19 protein-coding genes and 1 pseudogene are annotated in these 19002 nt (G+C 67.3%); 12 read left to right on the forward strand and 8 right to left on the reverse strand.

Annotated features, from left to right (window positions below; genetic code table 11):
• The first annotated feature begins 32 nt into the window (after positions 1-32).
• The 6 genes from HV798_RS24470 (at position 33) to HV798_RS24495 (ending at position 6843) form a co-directional block, all read left to right on the forward strand.
• The gene (locus HV798_RS24470) at positions 33-680 is read left to right on the forward strand and encodes an outer membrane lipoprotein (protein WP_175193293.1); all 648 of its coding nucleotides are present in this window, start codon (positions 33-35) and stop codon (positions 678-680) included.
• Between the two features lie 44 nt (positions 681-724).
• Positions 725-1537 (forward strand): PhaM family polyhydroxyalkanoate granule multifunctional regulatory protein, encoded by an 813-nt coding sequence (locus HV798_RS24475; protein WP_175193292.1) that lies wholly within the window; start codon positions 725-727, stop codon positions 1535-1537.
• Positions 1538-1600: 63 nt separating this feature from the next.
• Complete coding sequence (glmU, locus tag HV798_RS24480) at positions 1601-2974, forward strand: bifunctional UDP-N-acetylglucosamine diphosphorylase/glucosamine-1-phosphate N-acetyltransferase GlmU (RefSeq protein ID WP_175193291.1); 1374 nt, start codon at positions 1601-1603, stop codon at positions 2972-2974.
• Positions 2971-4362: an MFS transporter gene (locus HV798_RS24485; protein ID WP_175193290.1), complete on the forward strand. Its 1392-nt coding sequence runs from the start codon at positions 2971-2973 to the stop codon at positions 4360-4362. Before glmU ends, HV798_RS24485 begins: the two co-directional genes overlap by 4 nt.
• A 100-nt stretch (positions 4363-4462) precedes the next feature.
• Positions 4463-5785: a UDP-glucose dehydrogenase family protein gene (locus HV798_RS24490; protein ID WP_175193289.1), complete on the forward strand. Its 1323-nt coding sequence runs from the start codon at positions 4463-4465 to the stop codon at positions 5783-5785.
• Positions 5782-6843, forward strand: coding sequence for a glycosyltransferase family 4 protein (locus HV798_RS24495; protein WP_175193288.1), 1062 nt, complete (start codon positions 5782-5784; stop codon positions 6841-6843). Before HV798_RS24490 ends, HV798_RS24495 begins: the two co-directional genes overlap by 4 nt.
• Positions 6844-6861: 18 nt before the next feature.
• On the opposite strand, the gene HV798_RS24500 is transcribed toward HV798_RS24495, so the two are convergent.
• Entirely contained in the window at positions 6862-7353 is a 492-nt protein-coding gene (locus HV798_RS24500) for an Lrp/AsnC family transcriptional regulator (RefSeq protein WP_175193287.1), read from the reverse strand.
• A 163-nt stretch (positions 7354-7516) separates the two neighbouring features.
• On the opposite strand from HV798_RS24500, the gene glmS reads away from it, so the two are divergent.
• Entirely contained in the window at positions 7517-9349 is a 1833-nt protein-coding gene (glmS, locus tag HV798_RS24505; RefSeq protein ID WP_175193286.1) for a glutamine--fructose-6-phosphate transaminase (isomerizing), read from the forward strand.
• Positions 9350-10180, forward strand: coding sequence for an IclR family transcriptional regulator (locus HV798_RS24510; protein ID WP_175193285.1), 831 nt, complete (start codon positions 9350-9352; stop codon positions 10178-10180).
• Positions 10181-10208: 28 nt separating this feature from the next.
• Here HV798_RS24510 and HV798_RS24515 read toward each other — a convergent pair whose 3' ends face one another.
• The 5 genes from HV798_RS24515 to HV798_RS24535 all read right to left on the reverse strand — a co-directional run bounded on the left by HV798_RS24515 (position 10209) and on the right by HV798_RS24535 (position 14077).
• Complete coding sequence (locus HV798_RS24515) at positions 10209-10928, reverse strand: SDR family NAD(P)-dependent oxidoreductase (protein ID WP_025139887.1); 720 nt, start codon at positions 10926-10928, stop codon at positions 10209-10211.
• Between the two features lie 5 nt (positions 10929-10933).
• Positions 10934-11722 (reverse strand): SDR family oxidoreductase, encoded by a 789-nt coding sequence (locus HV798_RS24520; protein ID WP_175193284.1) that lies wholly within the window; start codon positions 11720-11722, stop codon positions 10934-10936.
• Positions 11723-11789: 67 nt separating this feature from the next.
• Entirely contained in the window at positions 11790-12767 is a 978-nt protein-coding gene (locus HV798_RS24525; protein ID WP_175193283.1) for a tripartite tricarboxylate transporter substrate binding protein, read from the reverse strand.
• Positions 12768-12806: 39 nt separating this feature from the next.
• Complete coding sequence (locus tag HV798_RS24530) at positions 12807-13553, reverse strand: SDR family NAD(P)-dependent oxidoreductase (RefSeq protein WP_175193282.1); 747 nt, start codon at positions 13551-13553, stop codon at positions 12807-12809.
• A complete protein-coding gene (locus HV798_RS24535) occupies positions 13550-14077 on the reverse strand; it encodes a 2,4'-dihydroxyacetophenone dioxygenase family protein (protein WP_175193281.1) in 528 nt (175 codons plus the stop codon). The genes HV798_RS24530 and HV798_RS24535 overlap by 4 nt, the downstream gene beginning before the upstream one ends.
• A gap of 137 nt (positions 14078-14214) precedes the next feature.
• On the opposite strand from HV798_RS24535, the gene HV798_RS24540 reads away from it, so the two are divergent.
• Together HV798_RS24540 and HV798_RS24545 are read left to right on the forward strand one after the other, a co-directional pair.
• A complete protein-coding gene (locus tag HV798_RS24540) occupies positions 14215-14838 on the forward strand; it encodes a hypothetical protein (protein WP_175193280.1) in 624 nt (207 codons plus the stop codon).
• A gap of 148 nt (positions 14839-14986) precedes the next feature.
• On the forward strand, positions 14987-16390 hold the full coding sequence (locus HV798_RS24545; protein WP_175193279.1) for an RtcB family protein: 1404 nt from the start codon (positions 14987-14989) through the stop codon (positions 16388-16390).
• Between the two features lie 4 nt (positions 16391-16394).
• Here the strand turns inward: HV798_RS24545 and HV798_RS24550 are convergent, their stop codons facing one another.
• Positions 16395-16580, reverse strand: a complete 186-nt coding sequence (locus HV798_RS24550) for a hypothetical protein (protein WP_175193278.1) — start codon at positions 16578-16580, stop codon at positions 16395-16397.
• A gap of 37 nt (positions 16581-16617) precedes the next feature.
• On the opposite strand from HV798_RS24550, the gene HV798_RS24555 reads away from it, so the two are divergent.
• Positions 16618-17409: a fused MFS/spermidine synthase gene (locus tag HV798_RS24555; RefSeq protein ID WP_175193277.1), complete on the forward strand. Its 792-nt coding sequence runs from the start codon at positions 16618-16620 to the stop codon at positions 17407-17409.
• A 176-nt stretch (positions 17410-17585) separates the two neighbouring features.
• Positions 17586-18479: a DUF4261 domain-containing protein gene (locus HV798_RS24560; RefSeq protein WP_175193276.1), complete on the forward strand. Its 894-nt coding sequence runs from the start codon at positions 17586-17588 to the stop codon at positions 18477-18479.
• 90 nt (positions 18480-18569) lie between these two features.
• On the opposite strand, the pseudogene HV798_RS24565 reads toward HV798_RS24560, so the two are convergent.
• Positions 18570-19002 (reverse strand): annotated as a pseudogene (locus HV798_RS24565) (MFS transporter); the annotation flags it as partial.

The following is a 19002-nucleotide window of genomic DNA, read 5'->3' on the forward strand; positions in this document are numbered from 1 at the left end:
CCACTGCCGGTTAGCAACGATGGAGCATCGTCATGAATTCGAACCCGACTCAATCTTCCCGCCGCGCCCTGCATCCGCTGGTCGGGGCCGCCGCCATCGCCGTCATCGTCATGTGCTCGGTGGGGGTTGCCGCCGTGATGGGCTGGCTGCCGACCCCATCGGCCACGCCGCACCCCGAGGACCCCGCCATGGCCCAGGCCGGCCCCGAAGGGGCGAATCTGGCACCCACCCAGCCCGGCGCGCCCGCGCAGGCGGCCCGCCAGCCCACCGCCCAGGCGCAGCCCCAGGGCCGTCCTGCCGCGCCTGCCACGCAGCCGCCGGCGCAGGCCTGCCACACCTGCGGCGTGGTCGAGACCATCCGCCAGGTGCAAGTGCCGGTCAAGGACAATAGCGACCATCTGGTCGGCACCATCGCCGGCGGTGCGGTGGGCGGCGTGGTCGGCAACCAGTTCGGCGGCGGCAACGGCAAGACCGCGCTGACCGTGCTGGGCGCGGTGGGCGGCGCTTTGGCAGGCCGTGAAGTTGAGCGTAATATCAGACAGCAACAAACGGTGACGCACTACGAGCTCACGGTACGCATGAATGACGGCAGCGCGCGCCAATTCCGCAGCGCCCAGCCGTTCGCCTTTGCGTCCGGCGACCACGTGCGAGTGGAGAATAATCAGCTGCTGCCGGGGTAAGCATCCCGGCCGGCAGCCCTTTGCGATCTATGGGGAGACCAGGAATGAGCGACCAACACAGCAATCCGTTCGTCCTACCCGGCATGGGCCAGCATTCCGACCTGTCGGGCAACCCGCTGCTGGCCAGCATGGAAATGATGCGCCAGGCATGGGCCGGCCTGACCGGCCCCGGCGGGCTGGCGAGCAGCCTGCCGATGGCGCCGCCCATGAACCTGGAAGACCTGGACCGCCGCATCGCCGAACTGCGGTCGGTGGAAAACTGGCTGCGCATGAACCTGTCGATGCTGTCCAGCACGATCCAGGGCATGGAAGTGCAGCGTTCCACCATCAGCACCTTGCGCGCCTTTGTCGATTCGGCGGCCAACATGGATCTGGGCGCGCTGCGTGAAAGCGGCGCGGCCTCGCCCCTGGAAGTGGTGCTGGGCCTGAAGCCGGCACCGGCAGCGGCTAGGAGCGCACCGGCCAAGGCGACGGACGGCAAGGCCGCTGATGCCAAGCCTGCCGATGCAAAGGCCGCCGACGCCAAGACCGATTCGGCGGCGGGGGCCGACGCCCAGCCCGGCATGACCGAACAGATGGGCGCGGCAGCGCAATCGGCCTCCAAGGCGTGGTGGGATCTGCTGCAGCAGCAGTTCAACCAGATTGCCGCTGCCACGGCCGCGTCGATGCCCGGCGCCGCGCCGGACGCAGGCAATGCACCCAAGGGCAAGGCCGGCGGCTCGCAGGCTGCCGCCGCGCCGACGGCCAAGGCGGCCGCCAAGCCCGCCGCGAAGTCACCCGCCAAGAAGGCCGCGCGCAAGCCGGCCGCGTCCAAGGCGGCAACCAAGAACACGGGGCCTGCCGACGGCAAGCCCTGATCTTTCAATCCCGACCCGGGGCGGCGCGGTGCCGCCCCGATCGATTCCAACACGTCAGAACTTATGCTTAATGTAGTGATTCTCGCCGCCGGACTGGGCAAGCGCATGCAGTCCGACCTTCCCAAAGTGCTTCACACCCTGGCCGGAAAGCCGATGCTGGGCCACGTGCTGGACAGCGCCCGCCAACTGGAACCCGCCCGCGTCATCGTGGTGGTCGGCCATGGCGCCGACCGGGTCAAGCAGGCCTTCGGTGGCCAGGACGACCTGCAATTCGCGTTGCAGCAGCCGCAGCAGGGGACGGGCCATGCGGTGCAGCAGGCGGTGCCGCTGCTGCTCGAAGGCGACGGCAAGGACGACGTGACGCTGGTGCTGTATGGCGATGTGCCGTTGGTGCAGCCCGAAACGCTGCGCCGCCTGTTGGATGCGCGTGGCGACGGCGCCGCGGTGCTGACCGAAGTGCTGGCCGATTCCACTGGCTATGGCCGCATCGTGCGTGACGCCGCCGGCAATGTCTGCCGCATCGTCGAGCACAAGGATGCCTCGGACGCCGAACGCGCCATCAAGGAAGTCAACACCGGCATCCTGGCCGCGCCGACCGCCAGGCTGAAAGACTGGCTTTCGCGCATCGACAACAACAATGCCCAGGGCGAGTACTACCTGACCGACGTCGTGGGCCTGGCTGTGACGGACAGCGTGCCGGTGGGCGCGGCCCAGCCGGGCGCGTCCTGGGAGACGCTGGGCGTGAACAGCCGTGTGCAGCAGGCCGAGCTGGAACGCCGCTGGCAGGGCGAGCAGGCCCGCCGCCAGCTGGAAGCGGGCGTGACGCTGGCCGACCCGGCGCGTTTCGACGTGCGCGGCTCGCTGACCTGCGGCCGCGATGTGTTCATCGACGTGGGCTGCGTGTTCGAAGGCAAGGTCACGCTGGCCGATGGCGTACGCGTGGGTCCGCACTGCGTGCTGCGCGACGTGAGCGTGGGTGCGGGAACGCAGATCGAGGCCTACAGCCATCTGCAAGAGGCCCAGGTGGGCGGCGATGCCCGCGTGGGCCCGTATGCCCGCCTGCGCCCCGGCGCTGAACTCGGCGACCGCAGCCACGTCGGTAACTTCGTCGAGATCAAGAAAAGCGTGCTGGGCGCGGACAGCAAGGCCAATCATCTGGCCTACATCGGCGATGCCACCATCGGTGCGCGCGTCAACGTGGGCGCGGGCACCATTACCTGCAACTACGACGGCGTGAACAAGCACCGCACCGTTATCGAAGACGACGCCTTCATCGGCTCGGACACGCAACTGGTGGCCCCGGTGCGCGTGGGCCGCGGCGCGACCCTGGGCGCCGGCACCACCCTGACCCGCGATGCGCCGGCCGACAAGCTGACCGTTTCGCGCGCCAAGCAGGTCACCATCGACGGTTGGCAACGGCCGGTCAAGAAGTCGTGACGCCGCAGGCGTCCGAGGCGACGGGCGGCGGCGCCAAGCCTGCCGCGCCCGACGGCCTGCCGGTGCCCCGCCGCTACTGGGCGGCGGCCACCGTGATGACCGGCATCAGCCTGTCGGTCCTGGACACCACCATCGCCAATGTGGCCCTGCCCACCATCGCGGCCGACCTGAATGCGTCGCCCGCGCAGGCCGTGTGGGTGGTCAACGCCTACAACCTGGCGGTGGTGATGATGCTGCTGCCCTTGTCGGCGCTGGCCGAACGCATCGGCTTTCGCCGCATGTTCACGTTCGGGCTGGTGCTGTTCACCCTGGCGTCGCTGGGCTGCGCGCTGGCCGGTTCGCTGCTGCAGCTGACGCTGGCGCGGGTGTTCCAGGGCGTGGGGGCGGCCACGCTGATGTGCCTGTTCGGCGGCCTGGTGCGCAATATCTATCCCCTGAAAATGCTGGGCCGGGGCATCAGCATCAACGCCACCACGGTGGCGGTGATGTCGGTGCTGGGGCCCACCATCGGCTCGGCCATCCTGTCGGTGGCGCCGTGGCCCTGGATCTTCGCGGTCAACCTGCCGATCTGCGTGCTGGCCATGTTCGGCCTGCGCCATCTGCCCGAGGTGCCGCGCAACGACGTGCGGCTGGACTGGATCAGCGCCCTGCTCTGCATGGCGACGCTGGGCGTGTTCATTTCGGGCATCGACATGATGGGACAGGATCTGCTGCGGGGCATCGGCCTGGTGGCGATCGCGGCCGTGGCCGGCATGGTGCTGGTGCGCCGGGCCAGCCGCCAGCCCGCGCCGCTGGTGCCGGTGGACCTGCTGCGAATCCGGCAGTTGGCCTTCGCCGTGGGGGCGTCGGCCTGCACCTTTGCCGCGCAGATGGCGTCCTACGTGTCGCTGCCGTTCTATTTCCAGCAGGTGCTGGGCCGGCCATACCTTGAGGTGGGCCTGCTGATGGGGGCCTGGCCGGTGGGCACGGCGCTGATCGCACCGGTGGCCGGGCGCCTGTCCGACCGCTATTCCGCCGCCACGCTGAGCGGCGTGGGGGCGACCGGCATGGTCATCGGCATGCTGTGGCTGGCGGCCCTGCCGGCGTCCGTGGGCAACGTGCCGATCATTGCCGGCATGTTCGTGGCGGGTGTGGGCTTCGGCTTTTTCCAGACCCCGAACAACCGCGCCATGCTGTCGGCGGCGCCGCGTGCGCGCAGTGGCGCGGCCGGTGGCCTGCAGGCCACCACCCGGGTGTTCGGCCAGAGCTTCGGCACTGCGCTGGTGGCGATCGCCTTCAGTGTCAGCGCCGCGCACGGCCCCGGGCTGGCCCTGGTGCTGGGCACGATCTGCGCCGCCCTGGCGGTGGTCGTGAACACGGTCCGCTTCAACAAGCTGCGGGCCATCTAGGGCGCGCCAGACCCGACGGCCCGGCGGCTTCTATAATGGCCGCCGGCGCCGGGTCTGCAATGCCCGGCGCAACGATTACCTATTTTTAAGGCGTTCAGGCATGAAGATCACGGTCGTGGGTACCGGTTACGTGGGGTTGGTGTCGGGAGCGTGCCTGGCCGACATGGGCAACGATGTCATGTGCCTGGACGTGGATGCGGCCAAGATCGCCCTGCTGCGCCAGGGGGGCATCCCCATCTATGAACCCGGTCTGGAAGACCTGGTCCGGCGCAACGTGCAGGCCGGCCGCCTGCATTTCACCGACGACGTGGCCCAGAGCGTGGCCTTTGGCGACGTGCAGTTCATCGCCGTGGGCACCCCCCCGGGCGAGGACGGCTCGGCCGACCTGAAATACGTGCTGGCCGCCGCCCGCAATATTGCGCGCCACATGACCAGCCGCAAGCTGGTCGTGGACAAGTCCACGGTGCCGGTCGGCACCGCCGACAAGGTGCGCGCGGTGATCGAGCAGGAACTGGCCGCACGCGGCGTGCAGGTGCCGTTCAGCGTGGCGTCCAACCCCGAATTCCTGAAGGAAGGCGCGGCGATCAACGACTTCATGAGCCCGGACCGGGTCATCGTCGGCGCCGACGACGACTACACCGTCGGCATCATGCGCCGCATCTACGAGCCGTTCCAGCGCACGCACGATCGCCTGATGGTGATGGACGTGCGTTCGGCCGAACTGACCAAGTACGCCGCCAACGCGATGCTGGCCACCCGGATTTCGTTCATGAACGAGATGGCCAATCTGGCCGAAGCGCTGGGCGCCGACATCGAGCAGGTGCGCCGCGGCATCGGCGCGGACCCCCGCATCGGCTACCACTTCCTGTACCCCGGCGCGGGCTACGGTGGCTCGTGCTTCCCCAAGGACGTGCAGGCGCTGGTCAACACCGCCGCCGAGAACCGCCTGCCGATGCGCGTCATCGAAGCGGCCGAGGCCGCCAACCACGCGCAGAAGTTCCGCTTGTCGGAAAAGCTGGTGCAGCACTACGGCGAAGACCTGCGCGGCCGCAAGTTCGCCTTGTGGGGGCTGTCGTTCAAGCCCAATACCGACGACATGCGCGAAGCGCCCAGCCTGACCATCATTGCCGAACTGACGCGCCGCGGCGCCACCGTGCGCGCCTATGACCCGGTGGCCATGCACGAGGCCGCCCGCGTGCTGGTGGGCCAGCCTGGCGTGAGCTTCGCCACCGACATGTACGACGCGCTGGACGGCGCCGACGCGCTGTTGATCGCCACCGAATGGAAGGTGTTCCGCGCGCCCGACTTCGACCGCGTCAAAGTGCTGCTCAAGACACCGTTGATCCTGGACGGCCGCAACCTCTACACGCCGGCCGACGTGCGCGCCCTGGGCTTCGAGTATTCGGGCATCGGCCGCGCATGAAGATCCTGCAGCTCAACTTCGAGAAGGGTTGGCGCGGCGGCGAACGCCAGACGCTGTATTGCATGCGCGCGTTCCGCAATGCCGGCCACCAGGTCGAAGTGCTGTGCCGCGAAGGCGGCCCGCTGGCCGAGCGCGTACGCCAGGAAGGCTTCGTGGCGCATACCTGCCGCAACGTGCCGGCCCAGCTGCGCTTTCTGGCGTCACAGGGCAAGGGATACGACATCATCCACGCCCAGACCGCCAACACCATCACCTGGGCGGTGCTGACCAAGTGGCTGCACCGCCGGCCGGTGGTGTTTTCACGCCGCACCTCGTTCGTGGTCAAGCCGGGCGAGGAATGGAAGACCGGCTTCAAGTGGCGCCACACTGACCTGTTCGTGGCCATCAGCGACATGGCCGCCAGCGAGCCGCGCCGGCTGGGGCTGGACCCGGTCATCATCCGCAGCGCGGTCGAGCCGCATGTGATCAACCAGGACAATGTTGCCGCGCTGGTGCGCGAATTCGACCTGGACGGCAAGAAGGTCATGGCCACGTCGGCCGCGCTGATCCGCGACAAGGACCCGGTGACGCTGGTGCGCGCCGTGGGCGAGCTGGCCAAGACGCGCCGCGATTTCGTCTTCCTGCATTTCGGTGCCGGCGGCGACCGCGAACAGCAGGCGCGCGACGAAGCGCGGCTGCTGGGCATCGAAGACGTCTATCGCTTCGCGGGCTTTCGCAAGGGCGTCGAAGACTTCTACAGCGTCCTGGACGTGTTCGTCATGAGCTCCGAGGAAGAAGCCCTGGGCAGCAGCGTGCTGGATGCCTTCCTGCAGCGCGTGCCGGTGGTGTCCACCGATGCCGGCGGCCTGAAGGAAAGCCTGGCCGACGGCCGCGGCGTGCTGTGCGCGGTGGCGGATTTCCACGCCATGGCCCAAGGCATGGCGCGCTGCCTGGACGACGCGGCCTTCCGCCAGGAAATCACCGACCGCGCATACGACTACGTGCGCAACGAGCACGACGTGCAGAAGATGGGCAACCGGTATCTGGCGCAGTTCGAGCGGTTGCTGGCTGCGCGCTGACAAGCGCGGCGCTGGCGCTTAACGCGTCCGCAGATCGATCCGCGTTTCAAACTTGGCCCGGTGCACCGAGAAGAACGTGCGCACGTTGCGCACGTTGGCGTGCGCGGTGAAGGCGCGGTGCGCCAGCGCGTGGTAGGCGGGCATGTCTTTCACCTGGGCGATCACCACGAAATCCGGGCCGGGCGACACCCGATAGCATTGCAGCACGGCCGGTTCGGCCAGCAGCGTCTGTTCGAAGGCGTCCAGGCTTTCGGCAGCCTGCACATCCAGCGTGATCTCGACGATGGCGGTCAGTGTGCTGCCCAGCTTGTCGGCGGCCAGGATGGCCACCTGGCGCTCGATGACCCCCTCTTCCACCAGCCGCCGGACCCGCCGCAGGCAGGTCGGGGGCGATGCATGCACCCGCAAGGCCAGGTCCTGGTTGGTCAGCGAATTGTCTTCTTGCAGCTGTTCCAGGATGCGCAGGTCCAGATCATCCAGCTCGGGCAGGGCATTGGGCGGGGTTGGCATGGTGTTTTGAATAATTAATTCATTGAAAACACATTAGTGAAATATTATTTAATCACAAATAGGTAAGTAAATAAACTGTCAAATATGAGCAGATAAAGAAATCAAATTTCTTTAGGGTGCGCGCACAATGCGTTCCGTACTCGAACTTTCAGGAGTCTCTCCCATGTGTGGCATTGTTGGCGCCGTCGCTCAGCGCGACATCACCCCGATCCTCGTTGAAGGCCTCAAGCGGCTGGAATACCGGGGTTACGACTCCTGCGGCGTCGCCGTGTATGCCGACGGCCATCTGCGCCGCACGCGCAGCACGCAGCGCGTGGCCGAACTGGCCGACCAGGTGGCCCAGGACCACGTCCAGGGCTTCACGGGCATCGCCCACACCCGCTGGGCCACGCACGGCGTGCCGGCCACGCACAACGCCCACCCGCACTTCTCGCGCCTGGGCAACGACGAACCGCGCATCGCGCTGGTGCACAACGGCATCATCGAAAACCACGACGAACTGCGCGCCGAGCTGCAGGCCGTGGGCTACGTCTTCGAAAGCCAGACCGACACCGAAGTGATCGCGCACCTGGTCAACCACCTGTACGCCGGCGACCTGTTCGAAGCCGTGCAGAACGCCGTGCGCCGCCTGCATGGCGCCTACGCCATTGCCGTGTTCTGCCGCGACGAACCGCACCGCGTGGTCGGCGCCCGCCAGGGTTCGCCCCTGGTGGTGGGCGTGGGCCAGAACGAGAACTTCCTGGCCTCCGACGCTCTGGCGCTGGCCGGCACGACCGACCAGATCATCTATCTGGAAGACGGCGACGTCGTCGACCTGCAGCTGTCGCGCGTCTGGATCGTGGACGCCAACGGCAAGAACGTCGACCGTGAAGTGCACACCGTGCACGTGCACACCGGCGCGGCCGAACTGGGCCCGTACCGCCACTACATGCAGAAGGAAATCTTCGAGCAGCCGCGCGCTGTGGGCGATACGCTGCAGGACATCGAGGCCATCACGCCCGAGCTGTTCGGCGACGACGCCTACAAGATCTTCAAGGACATCGATTCCCTGCTGATCCTGGCCTGCGGCACCAGCTACTACGCCGGCCTGACCGCCAAGTACTGGATCGAGTCCATCGCCAAGATTCCGGTGGCCGTGGAAATCGCCAGCGAATACCGCTATCGCGACAGCGTGCCCAACCCGCGTTCGCTGGTGGTCACGATTTCGCAGTCGGGCGAAACCGCCGACACGCTGGCTGCGTTGAAGCACGCCCGTTCGCTGGGCATGGAAAACACGCTGACCATCTGCAACGTGTCCACCAGCGCCATGGTGCGCGAGTGCAAGCTGTCGTACATCACCCGTGCCGGCGTTGAAATCGGCGTGGCCTCGACCAAGGCCTTCACCACGCAGCTGACCGCGCTGTTCCTGCTGACCCTGGCGCTGGCGCAGGTGCGCGGCCGCCTGAGCGACGAGCAGGAAGCCGAGCACCTGAAGGCGTTGCGTCACCTGCCCGTGGCCATTGGCTCGGTGCTGGCGCTTGAGCCGCAGATCATGGCCTGGGCCGACCGCTTTGCCTCCAAGGAAAACGCGCTGTTCCTGGGCCGCGGCATGCACTACCCGATCGCGCTGGAAGGCGCGCTCAAGCTCAAGGAAATCAGCTACATCCACGCCGAGGCCTATCCGGCCGGCGAACTCAAGCACGGCCCGCTGGCCCTGGTGACCGAGCACATGCCCGTCGTCACCATCGCACCCAAGGACGAGCTGCTGGAAAAGCTGAAGTCCAACATGCAGGAAGTGCGCGCCCGCGGCGGCGAGCTGTATGTGTTTGCCGACGCCGACAGCAAGATCCAGAGCGGCGAAGGCATGCACGTGATCCGCATGCCCGAGCACTACGGCAAGCTGTCGCCGATTCTGCACACGGTGCCGCTGCAATTGCTGTCGTACCACACGGCCTGCGCACGGGGCACGGATGTGGACAAGCCGCGCAACCTGGCCAAGAGCGTGACGGTGGAGTAAGTGCCCCAGCGCGATTCCCCGGCAGTGCCCGCCACCGCCCAGGTGGCGGGCACCGCCGCGTTCTCCAAGTTCGTGCATCTGCTGCAGCTGGTGGCTGATCGCGATACGGCGATGACCGTGGCCGAGCTGTGCAAGGTGTCCGGCTATCCGCGTCCCACCGTGTACCGCACGGTGTATGCGCTGATTGCCGAAGGCCTGTTGTCCGAGAGTGTGGTGTCGGGGCGGCTGGAACTGGGACCGCGGCTGATCCAGCTGGCCAATCGCAGTTGGAAGCGGTCGGACCTGCGCCTGCTGGCGATGGCGGACCTGACGCGCTTGCGCGACATCACGGGTGAGACCGTGCATCTGGCGGTGCCCAATGCGGACCAGATGGTCTATATCGAAAAGCTGGAAAGCCCGAAGGCGGTGCGCATGACTTCGCGCGTGGGCACCAGCGTGGCGATGCATTCGAGTTCGGTGGGCAAGGCCTATCTGGCCTTTCTGGACGAAGCGCCGCGCGAGCAATTGCTGCGCGAATTGCCGCAGCCCTGGAAGGTCTTCACGCCGCAGACGCTGACCGACGTGGCCGCGCTGCGCGTGCAGCTGGAGCGGTACCGCGAGCGGGGCTGGGCCATCGACGACGAAGAGCAGGAAGCGGGCATCCGCTGCTTTGGCGCGCCGATCTTCGGCAAGCAAGGCGCGCCGGTGGCCTGCATCAGCGTGAGCACGTTGCTGTTTCGCCAGGAAGAGGACGTGCAGCGCAAGTACGTGGCGCCGCTGCTGGAGGCGTGCCGGTCGATCTCGCGGCTGTTGCAGGACACGCCGGCCTCGTACAGCGCCGAAGCGCCCTGAGGCCAGCCATCCTGACTTCTGGCCTGCGTCAAGCCGCCAGATAGCCGCCGTCGACCGGCAGGATATGGCCGGTGATGAAGCCGGCCGCGGGCGAACACAGGAATACCGCCGCGCGGGCCACGTCTGCCGGCAGGCCCCAGCGTCCCAATGCGGTGCGTTGCAGGATCGGGCCGGAACGCGCGGGATCGTCTTGCAGCGCCTGCGTGAGCGGGGTGGCTATCCAACCCGGCGCGACGGCGTTGACCCGGATGTTCTCGGCCGCATAGGCCAGCGCCAGCGACTTGGTCAGCTGCGCGACCCCGCCCTTGCTGGCCGAGTACGCCGGCACCAGCGCGCCGCCGAAGAAGCTCAACATCGATGCGGTATTGACGATGACGCCGCCTTGCCTGGCCAGCAGCGGGCGCGCCGCGGCGCAGGTGCGCATGGTGCCGGTCAGGTTCACGGCCAGCACCTGCTCGAACACGTCCAGGTCGTGTTCGGCGTTGCGGCGGATGATGCCGGCGCAGTTCACCAGGATGTCCAGGCGGTCCAGCGTGCCGAACAGGCGGTCGACGTCCTGCTGCTTGCTGGAGTCGGCCAGTTCGACGCGCACGCCGGACGCCAGCGAGCCGTCGCCGGCATCCAGGCCGGTGGCGACGACGCGGGCGCCCAGCGCGTGCAACTGATTGGCGATGGCGGCGCCGATGCCCTGGGTGGCGCCGGTGACCAGCGCGGTCTTGCCTTGGAAGAGATCAGGTTGGTAGGTCATGGAGTTCAGTAGGTGCCGGGGTAGGCGCCGCCGTCGGCCAGCAGGTTCTGTCCGGTGATGTAGGCGGCCTGGGTGCTGCACAGGAAGGCGCAGATGGCGCCGAATTCTTCGGCGTTGCCGAAGCGGCCTGCGGGAATGGCCTGCTGGCGGGCTTCGCGCAGCGCATCGGCGTCGCGGCCGGTCTTGGCGGCGGTGGCGGCCAGCGTGGCGTGCAGGCGGTCGGTGGCAAAGGCGCCGGGCAGCAGGTTGTTGATCGTGACACCGCGGGCGGCCAGGCTGCTGCGGGCCACGCCGGCCACGAAGCCGGTCAGGCCGCTGCGTGCGCCGTTGGACAGGCCCAGGACGTCGATGGGCGCCTTCACGGAACTGGAGGTGATGTTGACTATGCGCCCGAAGCCGCGTTCGGCCATGGCGTCGACGGTGGCCTTGATCAGTTCGATGGGTGTGAGCATGTTGGCGTCGACGGCCTTGATCCAGGCGTCGCGGTCCCAGTCGCGGAAGTCGCCGGGAGGCGGACCGCCGGCGTTGGTGACGACGATGTCGAAGTCGCGCTGCACGCCGAAGACCGCCGTGCGGCCGGCTTCGGTGGTGATGTCGGCGGCGATGGCGCGCACCTGGGCGCCGTGGGCGGCAGCCGCTTTGAGCTGGCGTTCGGCCGCCTGCAGGGCATCGGCGCCGCGCGCCACGATCAGCACGTGCACGCCTTCGCGCACCAGCGCCAGCGCGCAGCCGTAGCCCAGGCCCTTGCTGGCGCCGCACACCAGCGCCGATTTGCCTTGTATGCCCAGATCCATGTCTTGTCTCTCCAGAAATGCGGGGCGCGGTCTGGCCGCGCCCCGGGTTGCAGCGTGATCCGCCGGGTTATTGCTGGCGCAGGGCCAGCTTGTCGATCAGCGCCTTGAAGGTCGCGTCGTCACGCCGCATGGTGGCTTCGAAGCCGGCGGAATCGGCATAGCGGTAGCCCAGGTTCTGCTTTTCCAGGGTCTGCCGGAAGGCCGGTTCTTCCGCGATCTTGGCGGCCGCGGATTGCAGCTGCGCAATGATCTGCGGCGGCGTGCCCAACGGGGCGGCAATGCCGCGCCAGGTGCCGATGGACAGGTCGATATTACGTTCCTTCAGCGTGGGCACGTTCTCGAAACCGGGCACGCGCTGGTCGGCCATGACGGCCAGCATCTTCAGCTTGCCGGCCGTGACGTAGGCGGCGACCTCGGCGGGGCTGACGGCCACGGCGTCGATGTGGCCGCCCAGCAGCGCCAGCACGGCGGGGTTGGCGCCGTTGAAGGGGATGTGGTTGAACTTGGCGCCGATCTTGTCTTCGAAGGCGGCGGTGGCCAGGTGCCAGATCGAGCCCGTGCCGGCGTTGCCGATCTGCAGGCCGGCCTTGTCTTTCCTGGCCGCTTCGATGAAGCCTTCGATGGTGGTGTGCGGCGAATCGGCGCGCACGGTGATGGCGGATGGGTCGGCGTTCAGCTGCGCCACCGGCACGAACTTGTCGTAGGTGGTCTTGCTGATGCCCAGGTGCGGAATGATGGCCAGGTCGGCGGTGACCAGGCCCAGCTTGTAGCCGTCTGGCCGTGCGCCGGCCACTTCGGCAAAGCCGATGCCGCCGGAGGCGCCGGGTTTGTTCAGCACCACCACGGTCTGCGGCAAGTGGTTGCGGGCCGCGTCGGCGAAGGCGCGGGCCATGGCGTCGGTGCCACCGCCAGCGGCGAAAGGCACCACCAGTTCGATGGCGCGCGCGGGGTAGGCCGCGCCCTGGGCCTGGGCGCCGAACGCGGCCAGGCCGAGCGCGGCGCCGATCATGCACCGCGCAAGCGCGGCAGTCGTACGAGGTTTCATGCGTTGTCTCCTTGGGTTTTTTTTATGCAGGTGCCGCGGTCAGTAAGTGGCGCGTCCTCCCGACAGGTCGAATACCGCGCCGGTGTTGAAGCTGCACGATGCCGAGCAGAGCCAGGCGACCAGTTCGGTCACCTCGCGCGGTTCGCCCAGCCGGCGCAGCGGGCTCTTGGCGATCATGGTTTCCACGTGGCAGGGGTCCATCTGTTCCAGCAACTGGGTCTTGACGGCCGCGGGCGCCACGGCGTTGGCCAGCACGCCGCTGCCCGCCAGTTCCTTGCCCAGCGATTTGGTCAGCGCGATGACGCCGGCCTTGGCCGCGCTGTAGGCCGAAGCGTTGGGCGTGCCCTCTTTGCCAGCCAGCGAGGCGATGTTGACGATGCGGCCGTGCTGCGCCGCGCGCATCACCGGTACCACGGCGCGGCAGACGTTGAAGATGCCAACCAGGTTCACGTCGATGATGCGGCGCCATTCGTCGGGGTCGTAGGCATCCAGCGGCACGGTCGAACCGGCAAAGCCGGCGCTGTTGACCAGGGCGTCGATGCGGCCGTACCGGCCGACCCCATCGCGTACCGCGGCGTCGATGCTGGCCGGGTCCGTGACGTCGACCCGCAGGCTGTGCGCCGCCGGGCCGTTGCGACAGGGCGCCAGGTCCCAGGCGACGGTGGTGGCGCCAGTGTCGTGCAGGTACTGAACGATGTCCGCGCCGATTCCGGCCGCGCCGCCCGTCACCACCACGACGTGGCCGCGGAAGTCGTAGCGGGCGCGGGTGTCTGCAGCCGCCGTCATCGGATGAACTGCTGCACGTAGTCGACGCCCAGGCCGACGGCTTCGTAGTGCTTGCGGCACATGTCGATCTTGGTGAAGACGTCTTCGTAGCCCATGCCCTTGCCCCACGGGTCGGTGTAGTACATGACGCCGTTGACCTGGAAGAACGTGATCATTTCTTCGACATCGGGCGGCACGTACAGGGTGTGGGTTTCGCCGGGGGGTTCGAAGACATAGCTGCCTTCCGTGGCTTCCCAGTCGTGTTCCAGATAGCGCCAGCGGCCCTTGAGCACGAAGCCGTGCACCGCCTGCGGGTGGCGGTGGCGGCTGAGCACGCCGGTCTTGCGTACGCGCAGCAGGTTGGTCCAGTAGCCCTGGCTGGCGTTCAGACAGAGCGGGCGGAACCAGACGTTCTCGGCCTGCGGCACCCAGACGCGTTCGTCGTCCGGAATCGCGCTGGGCACCACGATTTCGGGCAGGGCGTCGGACGGATTGGGGTACTGGTACGGCATCAGGGGCTGTTCGTCGCGGCTGTCTAACGGCATGCGTGTCCTTTATGTGGTCAATTGTTCATAATATGGACTTTATAAGAGAGGCCGGGCGGCAGTGTCACTTAGGTTTTTCACCTACGGGATGTCGGTGCCCGGGGTTACAGTCGGCTTTTCCTCATAGGACGGACGCCGTGACCCTGGACGAGTATTTCGCCGCGATCGATGCCCCGGGCTTTGCCGCGCTGGGTTTGCTGCCGCGCGATCGGGTCATCGACCTGACCGAGGCCATGCAGGGCCATCCGGTGGTCGACCTGCTGCAAGGGCAGGTGCTCGATGACCCCGAGACCAGCAATCACCATCTGCTGCTGGCCCGGGCGCCGTTGACGGGCCGCGTGCTGTATCTGACCCACGACGGCGATAGCCGCGTGGTGTTCGATTCCCTGGCGGACTTTGTCGCGGCGGCGCGCCAGGCGGGCGAGCAAGAGCGGGAGGTGCAGGAGCTGCATCCCGACACGTCGCCACTCGTGGATGGCCAGCCGCCGTTGGGCGGTCTGATCCGCGAACTGCTGCAACAGGAATCAGGCGTGGACGTGGTGCTGACACTGATTCCGTCGCTGGACCTGGGCGATCTGGCGTTGCTGGAAACGCTGGCGCGGGATGACGATTTCTTTCTGGGTGAAGCGGTGGCGATGGCGATCGAAAAGCGGCCGTCAAAGGCGCTGCGGGCGATCGCAGCGCTGTGCCAGGCGCATCCGCACATTCAGGTGTCCAAGGCGGGCACGCGCGCATTGCGGCGGATCGACGCGCTGGGGTAACGACGGCCGGCTCGTTGCGGCTTCGCAACGCGTCACGCCGCGTTTCTCGCACGGACGCGGAACCCTCTGTACACTTCGGCCTCCTCCTGGCGCTGCTGCTGGGGGTACAACGCCTTCCGGAACACGGAGGCCTTTCTGTACCTGTTTGATGGCAGCGAAAGTGAAGAACATCTCCCGTTTGAAATCCGCCCTGAAACGGCAGGGCATCCAGGTGGAACACCAGCATGGCGTGTACCACCTGAGCAATGAACAGGCGCAAGCGTCTGTTCTTCTCCCCGCGGCGCTTCCCCTTGAGGAAAAGGCCGTACATCAACTGCTTGCCTTTGCGTCGGTGCGTTCGCCCGATGCCGGCCATGGCGTCTGCAAAGCGTGCGCAACGCCGGATTTCCATCCGGGCAGCATCGCGCCGGTGGGCACCGTGGTGGCGACCGACAGCGGCTTCGTCATTCCGGCGGCGGTCGGCACGGACATCAACTGCGGCATGCGTTTGCTGACCACCGGTCTGGCGCACACGGCGGTCGAACCCTTCAAGGCGGAACTGATACGCCGGCTGACGCGCGTGCTGCTGGAAAACGGCCGCAACGTGCCGGTGCCCAGCAAGGCGTTCAAGGCGCTGTTCGACGACAGCCCGGATGCGTTTCTCGAGAGCCTGAAGGCCGAGGGCCTGTGGGCGGGTGTACAGCGCGATCAGTTGCACGCCGAACTCGCGCAGTGCGTCAGCCTGTCGGATTTCGACAGCGCGGCCCGCTATGCGCCGCAAGGCATGGTGGATGGCCGCGAGACCATCCGCGACCCGGGTCTGGGCACGACGGGCGGCGGCAATCACTTCGTGGAATTGCAGATCGTTGACGAGGTGCTGGACCGGCATGCGGCCTATGCGGCCGGCCTGGTGAAGGGCGACGTCGTCGTCATGATCCACACGGGTTCGCGCGATGTGGGCTTTCACGTGGGAGCGCGCTGGATGGACCGCGCGCGCGCCGAGTGGCCCAAAGGGCTGAAGCACCCGGACAGCAAGCTGTATGGGTTGTCTGGCGCCCTGGCGCAGGAATACCTGCAGGCCATGGGCTCGGCGGCCCGCTACGCCTGGGCCAACCGCATGGTGCTGGGCGAGATGGTGCGCCAGGCGCTGGACGCCACGATCGGTGGCATGCGCTCGCGCCTGGTCGTGGACGTGCCGCATAACGTGGTGCTGCGCGAGCAGGGGCTGAACATCCACCGCAAGGGCGCGACGCCCGCGCGGGCCGGCGACCTGGCCTTGATTCCCGGATCGATGGGCGATTTCAGTTTCGTGGCGACGGGCCTGGGCAATGCGGATTGGCTGTGGTCATGCAGCCATGGTGCGGGCCGCAGCATGCGCCGGCAGGAAGTGCGCCGGACGCGGCACGAGACCTCGCCGGGCACCTGGCAATGCGTGACGCTGCGCGAAGAGCGCCGCATCGAAGAGGCGCCGCACGCCTACAAGCCGATCGGCCCCATCCTGCAAGCGCAGGAAGAGGCGGGGCTGATCCGGTCGGTGGCGCGGCTCAAGCCGTGGGTTACGTTCAAGGCGTGATGGGTCAGGCCGACACTGCTACCTGGGCGCCGCCATCCAGCGCCTGGGCGGCCTGTTCGGCTTGCTTCAACGCATGTTGGACGTCGGCGGCCTGCTTTGGGTCGTGGCCGTCGGGTTCGCGCAGCTTGCGCTTGACCATGGCCAGCAGTTCCTTCAAGGCGCGGATCGCGTCGCGCACGGGGTCCGACAATCAGACGGATATCCTGGCGGTGGTATCTTCTGCGTCCATGTCCCGACACGATCCGTCCCCTTCCTTGCCCGAACCCTCCCAACCGTCTGGTGCCGGCGGCGAGCCGCCGCTGCGCCCCTTCATCCAGGAATCCGGCACCACCCGGACCCTGCATTTCTCGGAAAAAGTCATCCAGAGCCGCATGTCCACGCTCAATCCGGATGCGCTCGACCTCGAGTACACGCGGATGATGATGGGCTTCGTGCTGTTCACGCCCGCCCCGGCCGACATTCTGATGGTGGGCCTGGGCGGCGGCTCGCTGGCCAAGTTCTGCTACCGCTACCTGGCGCGTTCGCGCATCGAGGTGGTGGAAATCGACCCCGGCGTGATCGCACTGCGCGACGCTTTCATGGTGCCGCGCGACGATGCCCGCTTCCGGGTGGTGCAGGCCGACGCGGCCGATCATCTGCGCGGCTTGCGGGACGCGGCCGACGTGCTGCTGCTGGATGGCTTCGGCGACGCGGGCATTCCCGATGCCCTGTGTTCGGCCGAGTTCTATGCCGACTGCTACGAGGCGCTGCGCGACGACGGCATTCTGGTGATCAATTTCCACCTGAACCATCCCAAGCACCGCGACTATCTGGATCGGGTGCGGGAATCGTTCGGCGCGTCGATGTTCGAGGTGGTGGACGACGACATGACCAACAGCATCGTGTTCGCCTGCAAGGGCGAACGGCTGGACGATCCCGCGGCAGCCGAACTGAAGCGGCCCGAATCGATTCCGAAGGATGCCTGGCGCCAGTTGATGCCGACGCTGCGAGTGATCGGCGCGACGCGCGAATTGAAGTGAATTGAGGTGACGTGCCAGGGCGCGACCTGATCGGGGGGGCGTGAAATGAGGCCTGATTTCGCGCCAAATCTAACGTCCCGTTTCGCGTAGCCGAGTTTTGTTGCACATAGCCGGCCAGCCTGTCGCCAGGGCTTGATAGCATCCCCGCTTTCCCCGGACAGGTCTGCTCCCCCACCATGAGTCTCATCTCCCGCTTTTTCGGCCGCAATGAATCTCCCGCCGCCGCCGCACTGACCGCGAATCCGGCCATCGAGGATCCGCTCAGCCTGCAAGTGGTGTTCAGCGCCCCGCTGGCGTTGACGGCCGATGCGCTGACCACCGCACTGCGCGCCTATCACCCGGACATGAGTCAGGCCCGCGCCGAGATCGAACCCGATATGCCCGAGCTGCTCGCCATGGTCGGCTGGGGCAAGCACGTCGTGCGGCTGGTGGGCTTCAATGCGCCCTATCCGCAGGAATCGATGGAAGCCTGCGTCGCCCCGGCGCATTACCCGGCAGACGTCAAGGCGCAGGTGCGTGCGCATGTCAGCCATGTGCTGCTGTACTACGCAGGTTTCGAGGAAGACACGCTGGAACAGTACGTGGCGCTTGCCGCGGTGGCGGGCGCGCTGTCGGACTTCAATGGCGTGGCCGTGCTGAACGAGCATGCGCATACCTCGTTGCCGGCTGGCGTGTTCACGCGTGAATCCATGGGCGACGAAAGCCTGGACGTCTTGCGTTCGCTGCCGCTGACCATGCTGTACTGCGGCTTCGTGAAGTACGAGGTCGAGGGCACGGAAGGCGTCTGGATGCGCACCTATGGCGCCGACGCATTCGGACTGCCGGATTTCGCCGCGCTGGCCGCAGGCCACCACGAGGGCGAGTTGTATTCCGGCATGTTCAACAACATCATGGCGTACCTGCTGGATAGCGGCGCCGAGCTGGCCGCGGGCCACACGATGCAGATCGGTGAGACCAGCTACATGAAACTGCGCGAGCCGGCCGAGTCGGAGTATTTCCTGCATGGCCCGGGCACCGTGCTGGTGGCGGAAATCATCGACGCCTCGCAGATCAACCAGCCGGACGCCTGATCCCGTTCGTCTTCCAGTCGAATCGGGCCGTCAGCGCTGCATTGCAGTGCTGACGGCCCGATTTTTTTGGTATGTGGCGTCAGCCCTGCATCACGCCGGGCAATCGGCGCGGCGGCGCAGGCGCAGCCGGCCCGGCAGCACGCGCAGCAACAGCGCACCGCTCGCCGCCAACGTGGCCACCCCCGTCACCCCCAGCCAGCCCCAGTTGGCCAGCGCCAGGCTGCCCAGCGCGCCGCCAGCCGCCATGCCGATGAACACGCTGACCATCAGCACCGCGTTCAAGCGGCTGCGGGCGGCGGGGTCGATGCCGTAGACGATGCTCTGGTGTGCGATCAGCGCCACCTGGATGCCCAGGTCAAAGCCGATGGTGCTGGCCGCCAGCAGCCACAGCCCGGACTGCGGCGACAGCAGCGGCAGCAGCGCCATGACGGCGAACGACAACGCGGTCAGCGCGGCGCCCAGGCGGCTGACGGCGTGCGGGCCGCGCCGGTCGGCATGGCGCCCGGCCAGCGGGGCGGCCAGG

The sequence above is a fragment of the Achromobacter deleyi genome (assembly GCF_902859705.1).
GTDB lineage: Bacteria > Pseudomonadota > Gammaproteobacteria > Burkholderiales > Burkholderiaceae_B > Achromobacter > Achromobacter deleyi.

Bases quoted from the DNA above. Each gene is read 5' to 3' on its own strand.
- HV798_RS24495 (WP_175193288.1), top strand. From the start codon at position 5,782: ATGAAGATCCTGCAGCTCAACTTCGAGAAGGGTTGGCGCGGCGGCGAA.
- HV798_RS24520 (WP_175193284.1), bottom strand. From the start codon at position 11,722: ATGGATCTGGGCATACAAGGCAAATCGGCGCTGGTGTGCGGCGCCAGC.
- HV798_RS24475 (WP_175193292.1), top strand. From the start codon at position 725: ATGAGCGACCAACACAGCAATCCGTTCGTCCTACCCGGCATGGGCCAG.
- HV798_RS24525 (WP_175193283.1), bottom strand. From the start codon at position 12,767: ATGAAACCTCGTACGACTGCCGCGCTTGCGCGGTGCATGATCGGCGCC.
- HV798_RS24490 (WP_175193289.1), top strand. From the start codon at position 4,463: ATGAAGATCACGGTCGTGGGTACCGGTTACGTGGGGTTGGTGTCGGGA.
- HV798_RS24560 (WP_175193276.1), top strand. From the start codon at position 17,586: ATGAGTCTCATCTCCCGCTTTTTCGGCCGCAATGAATCTCCCGCCGCC.
- HV798_RS24530 (WP_175193282.1), bottom strand. From the start codon at position 13,553: ATGACGGCGGCTGCAGACACCCGCGCCCGCTACGACTTCCGCGGCCAC.
- HV798_RS24545 (WP_175193279.1), top strand. From the start codon at position 14,987: ATGGCAGCGAAAGTGAAGAACATCTCCCGTTTGAAATCCGCCCTGAAA.
- glmS (WP_175193286.1), top strand. From the start codon at position 7,517: ATGTGTGGCATTGTTGGCGCCGTCGCTCAGCGCGACATCACCCCGATC.
- HV798_RS24535 (WP_175193281.1), bottom strand. From the start codon at position 14,077: ATGCCGTTAGACAGCCGCGACGAACAGCCCCTGATGCCGTACCAGTAC.
- HV798_RS24470 (WP_175193293.1), top strand. From the start codon at position 33: ATGAATTCGAACCCGACTCAATCTTCCCGCCGCGCCCTGCATCCGCTG.
- glmU (WP_175193291.1), top strand. From the start codon at position 1,601: ATGCTTAATGTAGTGATTCTCGCCGCCGGACTGGGCAAGCGCATGCAG.
- HV798_RS24555 (WP_175193277.1), top strand. From the start codon at position 16,618: ATGTCCCGACACGATCCGTCCCCTTCCTTGCCCGAACCCTCCCAACCG.
- HV798_RS24500 (WP_175193287.1), bottom strand. From the start codon at position 7,353: ATGCCAACCCCGCCCAATGCCCTGCCCGAGCTGGATGATCTGGACCTG.
- HV798_RS24515 (WP_025139887.1), bottom strand. From the start codon at position 10,928: ATGACCTACCAACCTGATCTCTTCCAAGGCAAGACCGCGCTGGTCACC.